The sequence below is a fragment of the Pseudomonas sp. HN8-3 genome (assembly GCF_020790195.1).
Taxonomy (GTDB): domain Bacteria; phylum Pseudomonadota; class Gammaproteobacteria; order Pseudomonadales; family Pseudomonadaceae; genus Aquipseudomonas; species Aquipseudomonas synxantha_A.
Genome location: NZ_CP086206.1, coordinates 1979637 through 1992652 on the forward strand (window position 1 = coordinate 1979637; position 13016 = coordinate 1992652).

A 13016-nucleotide genomic window follows, 5' to 3' on the forward strand; every position below is an offset into this window, starting at 1 on the left:
CGCCCCAAATCCATGTCGGATTCCGGCCAGCGTGGTTTAACGGGGCGCCTAAGATCAAAAGCAGATCAAGATCAAGAGCGGCTCGCTTCGCATCGTGGTTACCGTGGGTGCGGCAAGCTACGCAGTTGTATAGAAGGGAGAAGCCTCAGCCCCTCGGCAACCACATCACCGCAGTCAACCCACCCCCCGGCGTGTCCTCCAGGCTCAAGTGCCCGCCAAGCCGCTCGACGGCCTCTCTGGCAATGGTCATCCCCAAACCGACCCCTCCGGAATTGCGGTTGCGCGATCCCTCCAGCCGAAAGAACGGTTCGAACACCGCCTCGCGTTTATCGGCGGCGATTCCCGGGCCGTTATCGATCACTCTGATCACCAGTGCGCCACGGCTGTCGGCCAGTTCTACCCGGGCCATGCCGGCATAGCGCAGCGCGTTGTCGATCAGGTTGTTGAGGCATGAGCGCAGGGCCATGGGCTGCACTTGCAAGGGCGCGCAGGTGCCTGAAAATTGCACGTCGCAGCCCTGGTCCTGGGCGTTCTCGCTGAGGGACTCCACCAGTGCCTGAACGTCAAGCCAATGCCGCGTTTCGCTGGTGCGTTGTTCGTGCAGGTAGCTCAGGGTGGCGTCGAGCATATCGATCATGTCGTTCAGGTCCTGACGCATCTGGCCTTGCAGTTTGGTGTCTTCGATCTGTTCCAGGCGCAGTTTGAGGCGTGATAACGGGGTGCGCAGGTCGTGAGAGACCGCACCGAGCATACGTGCCCGCTGGCTGACTTGTTCGCGGATGCGCTTTTGCATCAGGTTGAAGGTCGAGGCCGCTTGCCTTGCCTCGCGCGGGCCGGATTCCACCAGCGGCGGGCTGTCGAGGTCGACGCTCAAGCGCTCGGCTGCGGCACTCAGGCGCTGGATCGGCCGGCTAAGCAGCTTGGCGCCGTACCAGGCTGCAATGATCAACGAGATGAATTGAAACGTCAGCGGTACCAGCGGGCCACCAAACCAAGGGCGAGGTTCCTTGCGCAGCGGTTTGAGGGTGCCGTCCGGTTGTTCGACGAACGCCTGGGGAGGCGGAGGCGGTGGCCGGCCGTAGTGGTGAAACCAGAAGAGCGCCAGCACGTGGGCCAGCACAATGGCCACCAGCAATAGGCCGAACAGTCGCCCGAACAGCGTATTGAAGGTGGCGCGCATCAACCGATATCCCGGGCGTCGAACAGGTAGCCTTCGCCGCGTACGGTCTTGATCAACTGCGGGGCCTTGGGGTCATCCCCCAGTTTCTGGCGCAGGCGTGATACCAGCAAGTCGATGCTGCGATCAAAGGCTTCGATGGAGCGACCACGGGCCGCATCCAGCAGTTGCTCGCGGCTCAATACGCGGCGCGGGCGTTCGATGAACACCCACAGCAAGCGAAACTCGGCATTGGACAGCGGCACCACCAGGCCGTCATCGGCCACCAACTGGCGCAGTACGCTGTTGAGGCGCCAGGTGTCGAAGCGGATGTTGGCCCGTTGCTCGGTGCGGTCATCGCGCACCCGGCGCAGGATGGTCTGGATACGGGCCACCAGCTCCCGGGGTTCGAATGGTTTGGACATATAGTCATCAGCGCCCAGTTCCAGGCCGATGATGCGGTCGGTGGGTTCGCAGCGGGCCGTGAGCATCAGGATCGGAATGTCCGACTCGGCACGCAGCCAGCGGCACAGCGACAACCCGTCCTCGCCCGGCAGCATCAGGTCCAGTACTACCACATCGAAGGTTTCGGCTTGCATGGCTTGGCGCATGGCGGTGCCGTCGGTGACGCCCGAGGCCAGGATATTGAAGCGCGCCAGGTAGTCGATCAGCAGTTCGCGGATCGGCACGTCGTCGTCGACGATCAGCGCTCGGGTGGTCCAGCGCTTGTCTTCGGCGATCGTCGTGCCTTTAGGCTCTTCGTTTACGGGGACGGAAGGGGTCTGCATAGTGCGATCATCTGCCTGAGTAGTGCTGTCAGCATAGGCGCCCAGCGCCGTGGCTGGAAATGCTGGGCGTGCGATAGTGTGCGAGGCTAGCCGGGCGGCGTGTTGAGGGCGTGTCGTGAATGTATCGACTTTGAAACAAGTGCTCGAAATCGCGTGTATCGGGCACTTGATCAGTATTTACCGATCATCGGATCCCGCAACGGCGCTGCTTGCGCTACAATCCGCGCCGATTTCGACTTGCCTGAGAGCCCATTCCAATGTCCGTCTGCCAGACTCCTATCATCGTCGCCCTGGATTACCCCACTCGTGACGCCGCACTGAAGCTGGCTGACCAGTTGGACCCCACGCTATGCCGGGTCAAGGTCGGCAAGGAACTGTTCACCAGTTGCGCGGCGGAAATCGTCGGCACCCTGCGGGACAAAGGCTTCGAAGTGTTCCTGGACCTGAAATTCCATGACATCCCCAACACCACGGCAATGGCCGTGAAGGCTGCCGCCGAAATGGGCGTGTGGATGGTCAATGTGCACTGTTCCGGCGGCTTGCGCATGATGAGCGCGTGCCGCGAAGTGCTGGAACAGCGCAGCGGCCCCAAACCGCTGCTGATCGGCGTGACCGTGCTGACCAGCATGGAGCGCGAAGACCTGGCCGGTATTGGCCTGGATATCGAGCCTCAGACGCAGGTATTGCGCCTGGCGGCTCTGGCGCAGAAAGCCGGCCTCGATGGCTTGGTATGCTCGGCCCTGGAAGCCCAGGCCCTGAAGAACGCCCACCCGTCGTTGCAACTGGTGACGCCGGGTATTCGCCCGGCGGGCAGCGCGCAGGATGACCAGCGCCGTATCCTGACCCCGCGCCAGGCCCTGGATGCCGGTTCGGACTATCTGGTGATCGGCCGTCCGATCAGCCAGGCGGCGGATCCGGCCAAAGCACTGGCGGCGGTGGTTGCCGAAATCGCCTGAATGTCCCCGATATTAATGTGGTAGCGGGCTTGCTCGCTCCCACATTTAGATCAGCAGTGCGTCAGACTACTTTTAAAACCAACTTCCCGAAGTTCTCGCCGCTGAACAGCTTCATCAGCGTTTCCGGGAAGGTCTCCAGCCCCTCGACAATATCCTCCTTGCTCTTGAGCTTGTCCTGGGCCATCCAGCCGGCCATTTCCTGCCCGGCCGCCGCGAAGTTCGCCGCGTGGTCCATCACCACAAACCCTTCCATGCGCGCACGGTTGACCAGCAACGACAAGTAGTTGGCCGGACCTTTGACGGCTTCCTTGTTGTTGTATTGGCTGATCGCGCCGCAAATCACCACGCGGGCTTTGAGTGCCAGGCGGCTGAGCACGGCGTCGAGAATATCGCCGCCGACGTTATCGAAATACACGTCCACGCCTTTGGGGCACTCGCGTTTGAGGGCGGCAGGTACGTCTTCGCTTTTGTAGTCGATGGCGGCGTCAAAGCCCAGCTCATCGAGCAGGAACTTGCACTTGTCGGTACCGCCGGCAATCCCCACCACGCGGCAGCCTTTGATCTTGGCGATCTGCCCGGCGATGCTGCCCACGGCACCCGCGGCGCCGGAAATGACCACGGTGTCACCGGCTTTCGGCGCACCGGTCTCCAGCAGGGCGAAGTAAGCCGTCATGCCGGTCATGCCCAGGGCAGACAGGTAACGGGGCAGGGGCGCAAGCTTGGGGTCGACCTTGTAGAAACCACGGGGCTCGCCGAGGAAGTAATCCTGCACGCCCAGGGCGCCATTCACGTAGTCCCCCACCGCGAAGTTCGGATGGTTCGAGGCAATCACCTTGCCGACGCCCAGCGCCCGCATCACTTCGCCGATGCCGACCGGCGGGATGTAGGACTTGCCCTCATTCATCCAGCCACGCATGGCCGGGTCGAGGGACAGGTATTCATTGCGTACCAGGACCTGGCCGTCGGCAGGCGTGCCCACCGGGACTTCCTGGTAGGTGAAGGTCTCTCGCGTGGCCGCACCGACCGGGCGTTTGGCGAGCAGGAATTGGCGGTTGGTCTGGGCGGTCATGGCAAGGACTCTTTGGAAATGAATCATGAGTGATAGCCCTTCAGTGACGCCAGGGCAAGGTTGTCTGCGGGAGGCGAATGCCCGTCGATAGGCATCGCTGATAACCATCCCGGTAGACTTATCACTGCGATTCATGCAGCGCTAACCCGCCGTCTGATAGTGCTGACGCGCTGATCCCTGTGTTGGCTAGACTCGCGCCACCGTTACCACTCCCATAGGACAGTTCCCATGAGCATGACATTTTCTGGCCAGGTCGCCCTGGTAACCGGCGCCGCCGCGGGTATTGGTCGCGCCACTGCGCTGGCGTTCGCGGCCGAAGGCTTGAAGGTGGTCGTTGCCGACCTCGACGTGGCGGGGGGCGAGGGGACTGTTGCGCTGATCCGCCAGGCCGGCGGCGAAGGGGTGTTTGTGCGTTGCAACGTCACGCTCGAAACGGACGTACAGCAATTGATGGCGCAGACGGTCGCCATCTATGGACGACTGGACTATGCCTTCAACAACGCCGGGATTGAGATCGAGAAAGGCAAGCTGGCCGACGGCAGCCTGGATGAGTTCGATGCCATCATGGGGGTTAACGTCAAAGGCGTCTGGTTGTGCATGAAGTATCAGTTGCCGCTGTTGTTGGCCCAGGGCGGCGGAGCAATCGTCAACACGGCATCGGTGGCCGGGCTGGGGGCGGCGCCGAAGATGAGCATCTATGCGGCGTCCAAACACGCAGTGATCGGCCTGACCAAGTCGGCAGCCATTGAGTATGCGAAAAAGAAGATCCGCGTGAACGCGGTCTGCCCTGCCGTGATCGATACCGACATGTTTCGCCGCGCCTACGAGGCCGACCCGCGCAAAGCCGAATTCGCGGCGGCCATGCATCCGGTCGGGCGCATCGGCAAGGTTGAGGAAGTCGCCAGCGCCGTATTGTACCTGTGCAGTGATGGTGCCGCCTTTACCACCGGCCAGTCACTGGCGGTGGATGGCGGCGCGACGGCGATCTAGGACGGCAAGTCGCACGGCATTCGAAAATAGGGCGAGGTGCTGTGGGGCGTTTCCATAGGGGGCAGTGGGCCGTGTTCGAATATATATCAGTAGGTAAATAATCCAATAAAATCAATACTTTAATAAAACTTGGCAGCAAGTTTTGGCGGGCTTCTGTGCTTAACTGTTTTGGGTTAACAAACAGTTGAAGTGAGTGGCTCATGGATTTAGGGATCGATCGACAAGCCCTGGTACCGGTTGTTCAGCAAATCGTCAGCGCGGTGGCCCATTGGATTCGCAAGGAAGGAGTGAGCCCTGGAACGCGCTTGCCGTCCATTCGGCAACTGGCCCTCGACAACCTGCTGAGCCAGTCCAGCGTGATCGAGGCGTTCGAGCGGTTGGTGGCCCAGGGCCTGTTGGCTCCGAAGCACGGCTCGGGTTTTGTGGTGGCGCAACCCGCCACTGACCAGGAACGCCACTGGTACGAAGGCGCGGAGCAACTGTGGGGCGCTTTTACCGATAGCCCGCTGGGCGAGCTGAAGCTGGGATGCGGCTGGCTGCCGGACGCCTGGCGCGAAAGCGATGACATCAGCTATGCGATCCGCGAACTCAGTCGTACCGATACCGGGGCCTTGTTCAATTACAGTACGCCCTTGGGGCTGCCGGTGCTGCGCGAACAACTGCTCAAGCGCCTGACCCAGATTCACATAGCCACCCGCCTGGACTGTATTCTCACCACCCATGGCGTCAGCCATGCCCAGGACTTGCTGATACGTACCTTGCTCAAGGCTGGTGATGAGGTTGTGGTGGAAACACCCGGGTATGGCAACCTCTATCGCCAGTTGGCGTTGCAGGGTGTCACGCTGCTGGAGGTTCCGCGCGCCCGTGGCGGCCCGGATATCCCAGCCTTGGAGATATTGCTGCAAACCCATCGGCCCAAGTGCCTGTTCATCAATAGCCTTTATCACAATCCCACCGGCACCAGCCTGTGCCGTTCGGTGGCGCAGCGGTTGTTGGAACTGGCGCGAGAGCGGGATTTCCTGATCATCGAAGAGGATGTCTACGGCGACCTGCAACATGCCAGTTGCACGCGCTTGTCGGCGCTGGACCACAATGACCGGGTGATCTATGTGTCGAGTTTTTCCAAGACCCTGAGCAGCGCCCTGCGCGTGGGCTACCTCTGTGCCAGTGCCACGCTCATTGCGCAATTGGCTCACCTCAAGACCCTGACGGGGCTCGGCACCTCGCGCTTTGCCGAAGCCATGGTGGCAACCTTGTTGAGCAAAGGCACTTACCGTAAGTGGGTGCAGCGCCTGCGCAAGCACCTGAATGCGCAGATGGCTGCGACTTTACAGGTGCTGGAGGATGAAGAGTGGCAGGTCTTTGCCGTTCCCGCAGGGGGCATGTTCCTGTGGGCGCGACCGGGCATCCCGGACCCATCGCGGCTGCAGGCCTGTGCACGGCGGCTCGGCGTGCTGCTGTCGCCCGGCGCGCTGTTCAGCCCCACCGGGGAGCGTAGCGACTGGCTACGCATCAATGTGGCCTATGCAGGGGATCAGCGCGCACTGGCGTTGTTCCGTGCCATGGGGCCGACCAGATCGACCTCGACCATTCTGAAAACGACGGGCATGTAGCTTTTTGCCGTTATTGCGACGCCAGCGGCTTGTGCTCGGGGCCTCGGGGTTGCCACTCTGACTGCTTGTAAACCTGGTTTATGGCATCTGCCATTGCAAGAGGATCAAGTGCAATGATTTGGGGCGTGCAACGACGATTCGCCAACCTTGGCATGGCAAAAAAACTGGGCTTGGGTTTTACCTTGGTACTCCTTCTGACGGCCCTGGTAGCGGCGATCGGTGTAGGGGCCCTGCACACCGTCGGTCAGCGCTTTGATGGCCTCAAGCAGATGTCTTCGCTCAATAGCGAGCTGCTCAAGGTGCGCCTGATCGAGCAGAACTACGCGCTGCACGCCGACCCCAAGGCTGTTGACGCCCTGCATGGCAGTGTTGACGCGTTGCTGGCCCAGGCCATCAGCCTCAAGGCCCGGTCCGTCATCAACGAGCAGGTGATGAGCGATGTCGAGCAAGCTTTGATCGCCTATCGCAAGGCGTTCGATGAGTTCGTCGACTTGACCCAGGCCAAGGATCTGGCGCTGGAAATGGCCAGTTGGTCGGTGTCCAGCGTGGCGAATAACCTGGACGTGTTGCAAGCGGGCCTTGCTGACGATGGTGCCTATGGCCTCAAGGAGAGCCAGGGCAAGGAGGGCGCCGAGTTTATCACGCAGGCGGGGCAGGTCAGCCAGGTGTCGCGCTTGATGCTGCAAGCCATGAACGAAGCGCGAGTGCGCCTGGATCAGAGCCGCAAGGCTGAAACAGACGACGGCGCACAGGGCAAGATCGAGCAGGCCGACCAGGCCCTGGCCGAGGTCGAAAAGCTGAAAACCAGCGTCAAGGACGCGGGCTACCAGACCGTACTCAACGAAGTCAGCGGGCATATCGCGTCATTCAGTGAAAAGCTCGGCGAGTACACCGGGCTGCTGGCCCAGGAAAAGCTGGTCTATACGCAACTGCATGATCGCGCCGAGCAAGTGGTCAGCCAGGTCAATCAGGCATACGCCGCTGAAGATCAGTCCATGCAGGTGCAGTTGCAGCACAGCACGCTGCTGATCATCGCTTCCTCCGCCTTGGCGTTGCTGGTGGGCTTGATTGCTGCTTGGCTGATTACCCGTTTGATCGTTGCGCCGTTGCGCAGCGTGATCGCCGTGGCCCAGCAGATTGCCTCGGGTGACCTGAGCGGGCGCATGGAGGTCAGCCGCCGCGATGAAATTGGCCAATTGATGCAAGCCATGCAGCAGATGAGCAGCGGTTTGAGCCAGATGGTCAGCGGGTTGCAGGCCGGCATTGAACAACTGGCCAGTTCCGCGCATTCGCTGTCCAGCGTTACCGAACAGACCAACCACGAGGTCAACAGTCAGAAGGAAGAAACCGAACAGGTTGCCACGGCGATGAACCAGATGACCGCCACGGTGCACGATGTGGCGCGCAATGCCGAGCAAGCGGCGCAAGCTGCACAGACGGCGGATGCCAAGGTCGACAGCGGCCAGCAGGTGGTGCGCATGAGCTTGCAGCGTATCGAATTGCTGGCCACGTCAAGCAACAGTGCCAGCGCGAGTATCGAAAGCCTCAGCGCAGAGATCCAGAACATTGGCGCCGTGCTGAGCGTGATCAATAGCGTGGCCGAGCAGACTAATCTGCTGGCCTTGAACGCCGCCATCGAAGCGGCGCGTGCCGGTGAGCAGGGGCGTGGCTTTGCCGTGGTGGCCGACGAGGTACGGGCCCTGGCCAAGCGCACCCAGCAATCGACCGAGGAGATCGAACGGCTGGTCAGCACCTTGCGCAGTGCGGCGCAGTCGTCGGTGCAGCAGATCCAGCAAAGTGGCGAACTGGTGAAACTGGCGGTCGGTGATGCCCTGCAAACCGAAAGTGCCTTGGGCAGCATTGCGGCCGCCGTGTCACTGATCCAGCAAATGAACCAACAGATCGCCGCCGCCGCCGAGGAGCAAAGCTCGGTGGCCGAAGAGATCAACCGCAGCGTCACCAGTATTCGGGCAAGTGCCGATCATTCGGCGCTGAGTATGCAAGGCAATGCAGCATCAAGCGTCCAGCTGGCGCAGTTGGGCGTGGAACTCCAGGGGATGGTGGGGCATTTCCGCCTGTGATCGCCGCTGGGGTGCGGCGAGCAAGGCGAAGGGGGTCAGGCGTTGTTGGCGAGGAAGGTCAGCAGTGCTTCGTTGACGAAGTCCGGGTTTTCGCGGCTTGAGATATGCCCGGCCTCGGGGATCAGGATCAGGTCGCAACCAATCAGTCCGGCCATTTCCTCGGATTCGGCAGGTGGGCGGGGGGTGTCTTGCTCGCCGCACAATATCAGGGTGGTGTCGGCGTCCAGACGCGGCAATTGCTCCAGGATATCTTCACGGCTGAAGATCAGGCGGCCCAGCGGTACGATGCTATCGAGCAGGCGTTCGCGGGGGAATCCCTGCAGGGATTTGCGAAAGTCCTGATACAGCGCCGATTCACGGTCGATGTTCGGGCGAAAGAAGATCGGTGCGATCACATCCAGTAGCGGCTCGGGGATGGCGCCGGCGTCTTCGATCATCTTGAACAGCGAGAAATAATACTGGCGAGTCGCTTCAGGTTCGGCGCCGAGGTAGGTGTCCATCAGCACCACGCTGTTGATGCGCTCGGGCGCCAGTAGTGCCAGGCGCGCGCCCCACATGCCACCGACCGACAGGCCCACCAGGTTGATCTGCTCGACGTCCAGGTGATCCAGCAGCGCCAGGGCCTGGCGAGCCAGATCATCCAGGGACCGGGTTTGCGTGGGCATCGGGCCCGACTCGCCATGGCCCCACAGCTCGGGGACTATTACACGGTATTGCTGGGACAGCGCTTCAATCTGCGGCGTCCACATGTCGCGAGCCCACAGGTAACTTGAACCAAGCAATACGACCGGGCCGCTGCCCTGGTCGAGGTAATGCAGCGGTTGTCCATCAATCACGGCAACAGGCATAGCAGGCCTCTAACTTCACGGAGTGAGGGGCACTTTTTTACGCTAGTCGGGGGCGGGGGGATAGATGCAAAGTGATGGCATATGGTGTGAGGGTGCCATCCAACTGACACCCCTCCCACGTTATTGACTGGGCTGTCAGTCGTAGATAGCTTTCTTTTTCCACTCGGCGTCGGCATCGACGACCTTCAAACCTTCGGTCAGCTCGTTGACTTCGTCTTCTGCCGGTTGGCTGTTGGTCAGCACCGTGGAGTTGGCGCGGGCCAGTTGTGACTCCAGCAGTTGCAACTGTGCGCTGTAGAGCACCGGTTCCGGTTGTTTGCGCAAGTACTGCACGCCGCGTTCGAACGCCAGGCGCGCCTGGCCGGGCTGGCCTTGCAGCAGGGCATGTTGGCCGAGGTTGTTGAAGAACTCGATATGCAGCAGTACCAGGATATGACGGATTTCCTTGATCCAGTGCTTGGCTTCATTGGTTGGCAGGAAACCGTCCTGGGCTGCGCGGGTGACTTGGCCGTGCAGGGCTTCGAGCAAAAAGCGCACGTCCTTGGCCTTGGCTTCGGTCTGGATCGGCGCAGGTGGGTTGGCCACCGGAATCGATTCGCCCTGGGCGATCAACGCATTCAGCTCGCTGATACGTGCCTTGATTGGTGCGCTGGACTTATTGAGGTTCAACAGGCGCTGGTTGACGTTCAGTTCCAGGCGAGCCAGCAACAGTTTGAGCGCCGGGGTCATCAGTTGGCCGGGGAAAGTCTCGGTGATTTCACCGCAGCGACGCAGGCGATCATTAAGCTCGATCTCGGTACGCTTCTTTTCCAGCTTGTTGTTTTCCACCACGTGGTTCATGTAGCCAATGGCGATCAGTATTACGATCCCGGCTATTACCAGCAGGGTGATCATGAGTGGTGTCACCGGTGTGACCTCTTTATAGGGTTTGCTGTGGAGTGTAGTGACTGGGGCACCCGGCGGATAGGACCGATCGACCAGTTGCCCGGGTAGTTTCTTCTATATAAGTAAGCGCTTCCGAATGGGTGCACATTGCCATCATTTGCCCAGGCAGACTATAACGCCTTGTTGAACGCCAGAATATAGGCGCCAAGGCTCCAGCGGCGACAATGCCCGCACGGGCCGGCAAACCATGGCGAAGTCATTGATTTAAATAAATTTATCCTTGGGGGTTGACGACCTTTCAATCCATCCATAGAATGCGCGCCACTTACAGCGTAAAGCACACAGCGAAACGCGGTAGGGAGTGAATGTTGTACGTGTGTCCCCTTCGTCTAGTGGCCTAGGACACCGCCCTTTCACGGCGGTAACAGGGGTTCGAGTCCCCTAGGGGACGCCATATGCGGGAATAGCTCAGTTGGTAGAGCACGACCTTGCCAAGGTCGGGGTCGCGAGTTCGAGTCTCGTTTCCCGCTCCAATTTACAAGCAGTGTGGCCCTCGGGCGGCATTGAGTGAAACCAGGACCAAGTCTTCGGACGAGGCCTCTGGGCACTGAAATACACACCATGTGTTTCAGTAGCGTGTCCCCTTCGTCTAGTGGCCTAGGACACCGCCCTTTCACGGCGGTAACAGGGGTTCGAGTCCCCTAGGGGACGCCATTTGCGGGAATAGCTCAGTTGGTAGAGCACGACCTTGCCAAGGTCGGGGTCGCGAGTTCGAGTCTCGTTTCCCGCTCCATATTTAAACGAAAACGCCGATCAGCAATGATCGGCGTTTTTGTTTGTGCTGAATTTGGCCCGATACGGTTTTGCCGCGTTCAAATGGCCGCATGGGCTTGCGGCCTTGGCATAAAAACGAGCTGCATGATCAGTTTGCCAACCGATCGGTGCCAAGCCAGGTTGTGAAGGTCAAGCGACATGTTCTACCCCTTTAGGGTTAGGGATTTGCAGGCCGGAGCTAAGTACTTGTAGGTATTTACTATTCGACAACGCCCGGTATATTCACCCCGAGCTTACGATAGCCATGAAGGCGCTTCGGGTAACAGGGATAGTCATATGAGTCGATCACACTTGCGAGCTATTTTTTTAGCCTCGCTGCTTGGCGCCGCCATCAGCACGCCGGCCAGCGCCGCGCAATCTTCGGTGTATCTGTATAACTGGTTCGGGTTTCTCGAGCCGCAAACCCCGAAGGAGTTCCAGCAGGAAAGCGGCATCAAGCTGCATATGGATGCCTTCGACAGCGCCGAAACCATGCAGAGCAAAGTCATGGCCGGGCGCACCGGTTATGACCTGGTCGTGGCTACTTCCAATGTGCTGCCCGGCCTGATCAAGGCGGGGGTGTTGCAAGAGCTGGACCGCTCGCAACTGAGTAATCTGTCGCATATCGATCCCGATATCCTGTCTCTGCTGGCGGTCAATGACCCTGGTAATCGCTACGCCGTACCCTACGTCTGGGGCACCACCGGCATTGGCTACGATGTGGACAAGGTCAAGGCCGCCCTGGGTGATGACGCCCCGGTGGACAGCTGGGATCTGATCTTCAAAGAAGAAAATATCAGCAAGCTCAAGGCCTGTGGCGTGGCCATGCTCGACTCGCCCAGCGAAATCATTTCGATCGCCTTGCACTACCTGGGGCTGCCCAGCAACAGTACCAACCCTGAGGATTACCAGAAGGCCCAGGCCCTGCTGCTGAAAATCCGTCCCTACGTGCTCTATTTCGATTCCTCGCGAATCGACACCGATTTGGCTGACGGCAATATTTGCGCAGTTGTAGGCTGGGCCAATGGTGCGCTGGCTGCGCAGGCGATCAATGAAAAATCCAACAGCGGACGCAAGATTGCCTACAGCCTGCCTCGAGAAGGCGCATTGGTCTGGTCTGAAAACTGGGTACTGCTCAAAGACGCTCGGCACCCCAAGGCCGCGCTGGAGTTCATTAATTACATGCTGCGCCCCCAGGTGATTGCCAAGACTTCCAACTACATGCTCTATCCCAACGCCAATAAAGATGCCACGCAGTTCGTCGAGCAGAAGTTGCGCGATAACCCGTGGATTTATCCCGATAAAAAGACCATGGCCACGCTGGTTCCGCTTGAGCCGTTGCCGTTGAAGGCGGAGCGTATTCGTACCCGGGTCTGGACCAAGGTCAAGAGCGGTACGTGAGTGTAGGCCTATTGGGCGTTTGACCCAGGGGCCGGGGAGGGCAACAGCATGCGCCAAGGCGGTGATCAGTGCTATTTGGAGTCAGACGACTACAAAGCGTACAAAGAGATTGAAGAGCAGATCGGCCTCTGCACGCCGGAACAAGCCTGGGCCATGTATTACGTCTCGACGGGCATGGTGCGAGAAAACATCACCCTGGCGGTGATGGAGCACATCGGCAGGGGGAATCGCGCATTGTTGCTTGAATTCCCCGACCTGGTACGGGTCAGGGGGCGAGACTATGAGCCCGGAGCACTCGCGTCCAACTGGCCTTTGTTGCGCAGGCATCGTGGATAACGCCCTGCGCAGCGCCTATGCAAAGCAAAGCTTGATCGCAGGATATCCATGTAAGGCATATTGCACTGGCTACGGCGCTG

Annotated in this window: 11 protein-coding genes, 4 tRNA genes and 1 pseudogene; 11 read left to right on the forward strand and 5 right to left on the reverse strand. The window is 60.1% G+C overall.

All coding sequences use genetic code 11. The features are described 5' to 3' along the window. Window positions 1-145: 145 nt before the first annotated feature. The gene (locus tag LJX92_RS09020; RefSeq protein WP_005786632.1) at window positions 146-1180 is read right to left on the reverse strand and encodes a sensor histidine kinase; all 1035 of its coding nucleotides are present in this window, start codon (window positions 1178-1180) and stop codon (window positions 146-148) included. Further along, on the reverse strand, window positions 1180-1944 hold the full coding sequence (locus LJX92_RS09025; RefSeq protein WP_032877075.1) for a response regulator: 765 nt from the start codon (window positions 1942-1944) through the stop codon (window positions 1180-1182). Before LJX92_RS09025 ends, LJX92_RS09020 begins: the two co-directional genes overlap by 1 nt. Before the next feature lie 257 nt (window positions 1945-2201). Between LJX92_RS09025 and pyrF the strand changes: the two genes are divergently transcribed. Continuing rightward, window positions 2202-2900: an orotidine-5'-phosphate decarboxylase gene (gene pyrF, locus LJX92_RS09030; RefSeq protein ID WP_005786636.1), complete on the forward strand. Its 699-nt coding sequence runs from the start codon at window positions 2202-2204 to the stop codon at window positions 2898-2900. Window positions 2901-2961: 61 nt separating this feature from the next. On the opposite strand, the gene LJX92_RS09035 is transcribed toward pyrF, so the two are convergent. Then, window positions 2962-3969: an NADP-dependent oxidoreductase gene (locus LJX92_RS09035; RefSeq protein ID WP_228309608.1), complete on the reverse strand. Its 1008-nt coding sequence runs from the start codon at window positions 3967-3969 to the stop codon at window positions 2962-2964. Between the two features lie 228 nt (window positions 3970-4197). Between LJX92_RS09035 and LJX92_RS09040 the strand changes: the two genes are divergently transcribed. From LJX92_RS09040 to LJX92_RS27080, 4 genes and pseudogenes are all read left to right on the forward strand, one after another. Further along, entirely contained in the window at window positions 4198-4959 is a 762-nt protein-coding gene (locus LJX92_RS09040) for an SDR family oxidoreductase (RefSeq protein WP_032877073.1), read from the forward strand. Between the two features lie 200 nt (window positions 4960-5159). Continuing rightward, on the forward strand, window positions 5160-6572 hold the full coding sequence (locus tag LJX92_RS09045) for a PLP-dependent aminotransferase family protein (RefSeq protein WP_228309609.1): 1413 nt from the start codon (window positions 5160-5162) through the stop codon (window positions 6570-6572). Between the two features lie 995 nt (window positions 6573-7567). Continuing rightward, a pseudogene (locus tag LJX92_RS27075) lies at window positions 7568-7747 on the forward strand (HAMP domain-containing protein); the annotation flags it as partial. Window positions 7748-7948: 201 nt separating this feature from the next. Continuing rightward, window positions 7949-8653, forward strand: coding sequence for a methyl-accepting chemotaxis protein (locus tag LJX92_RS27080; RefSeq protein ID WP_372804130.1), 705 nt, complete (start codon window positions 7949-7951; stop codon window positions 8651-8653). 35 nt (window positions 8654-8688) lie between these two features. On the opposite strand, the gene LJX92_RS09055 is transcribed toward LJX92_RS27080, so the two are convergent. Together LJX92_RS09055 and LJX92_RS09060 are read right to left on the reverse strand one after the other, a co-directional pair. After that, window positions 8689-9501 (reverse strand): alpha/beta fold hydrolase, encoded by an 813-nt coding sequence (locus LJX92_RS09055; RefSeq protein WP_032877070.1) that lies wholly within the window; start codon window positions 9499-9501, stop codon window positions 8689-8691. A gap of 135 nt (window positions 9502-9636) precedes the next feature. Further along, window positions 9637-10395: a hypothetical protein gene (locus tag LJX92_RS09060; protein WP_005786648.1), complete on the reverse strand. Its 759-nt coding sequence runs from the start codon at window positions 10393-10395 to the stop codon at window positions 9637-9639. A 369-nt stretch (window positions 10396-10764) separates the two neighbouring features. On the opposite strand from LJX92_RS09060, the gene LJX92_RS09065 reads away from it, so the two are divergent. The 6 genes from LJX92_RS09065 to LJX92_RS09090 all read left to right on the forward strand — a co-directional run bounded on the left by LJX92_RS09065 (window position 10765) and on the right by LJX92_RS09090 (window position 12936). Continuing rightward, a tRNA-Glu gene (locus LJX92_RS09065) sits at window positions 10765-10840 on the forward strand. Window positions 10841-10843: 3 nt separating this feature from the next. After that, a tRNA-Gly gene (locus tag LJX92_RS09070) sits at window positions 10844-10919 on the forward strand. Window positions 10920-11024: 105 nt separating this feature from the next. Further along, window positions 11025-11100 (forward strand) — tRNA-Glu (locus LJX92_RS09075). A gap of 3 nt (window positions 11101-11103) precedes the next feature. Then, a tRNA-Gly gene (locus LJX92_RS09080) sits at window positions 11104-11179 on the forward strand. Window positions 11180-11496: 317 nt separating this feature from the next. Next, on the forward strand, window positions 11497-12600 hold the full coding sequence (locus LJX92_RS09085) for a polyamine ABC transporter substrate-binding protein (protein WP_228309612.1): 1104 nt from the start codon (window positions 11497-11499) through the stop codon (window positions 12598-12600). 48 nt (window positions 12601-12648) lie between these two features. Next, complete coding sequence (locus LJX92_RS09090; RefSeq protein WP_005786654.1) at window positions 12649-12936, forward strand: hypothetical protein; 288 nt, start codon at window positions 12649-12651, stop codon at window positions 12934-12936. Window positions 12937-13016: the final 80 nt, after the last annotated feature.

Excerpts from the sequence above, each read along its gene's own strand:
- LJX92_RS09020 (WP_005786632.1), bottom strand. The coding sequence starts at position 1,180 with ATGCGCGCCACCTTCAATACGCTGTTCGGGCGACTGTTCGGCCTATTG.
- LJX92_RS09025 (WP_032877075.1), bottom strand. The coding sequence starts at position 1,944 with ATGCAGACCCCTTCCGTCCCCGTAAACGAAGAGCCTAAAGGCACGACG.
- pyrF (WP_005786636.1), top strand. The coding sequence starts at position 2,202 with ATGTCCGTCTGCCAGACTCCTATCATCGTCGCCCTGGATTACCCCACT.
- LJX92_RS09035 (WP_228309608.1), bottom strand. The coding sequence starts at position 3,969 with ATGACCGCCCAGACCAACCGCCAATTCCTGCTCGCCAAACGCCCGGTC.
- LJX92_RS09040 (WP_032877073.1), top strand. The coding sequence starts at position 4,198 with ATGAGCATGACATTTTCTGGCCAGGTCGCCCTGGTAACCGGCGCCGCC.
- LJX92_RS09045 (WP_228309609.1), top strand. The coding sequence starts at position 5,160 with ATGGATTTAGGGATCGATCGACAAGCCCTGGTACCGGTTGTTCAGCAA.
- LJX92_RS27080 (WP_372804130.1), top strand. The coding sequence starts at position 7,949 with ATGACCGCCACGGTGCACGATGTGGCGCGCAATGCCGAGCAAGCGGCG.
- LJX92_RS09055 (WP_032877070.1), bottom strand. The coding sequence starts at position 9,501 with ATGCCTGTTGCCGTGATTGATGGACAACCGCTGCATTACCTCGACCAG.
- LJX92_RS09060 (WP_005786648.1), bottom strand. The coding sequence starts at position 10,395 with ATGATCACCCTGCTGGTAATAGCCGGGATCGTAATACTGATCGCCATT.
- LJX92_RS09085 (WP_228309612.1), top strand. The coding sequence starts at position 11,497 with ATGAGTCGATCACACTTGCGAGCTATTTTTTTAGCCTCGCTGCTTGGC.
- LJX92_RS09090 (WP_005786654.1), top strand. The coding sequence starts at position 12,649 with ATGCGCCAAGGCGGTGATCAGTGCTATTTGGAGTCAGACGACTACAAA.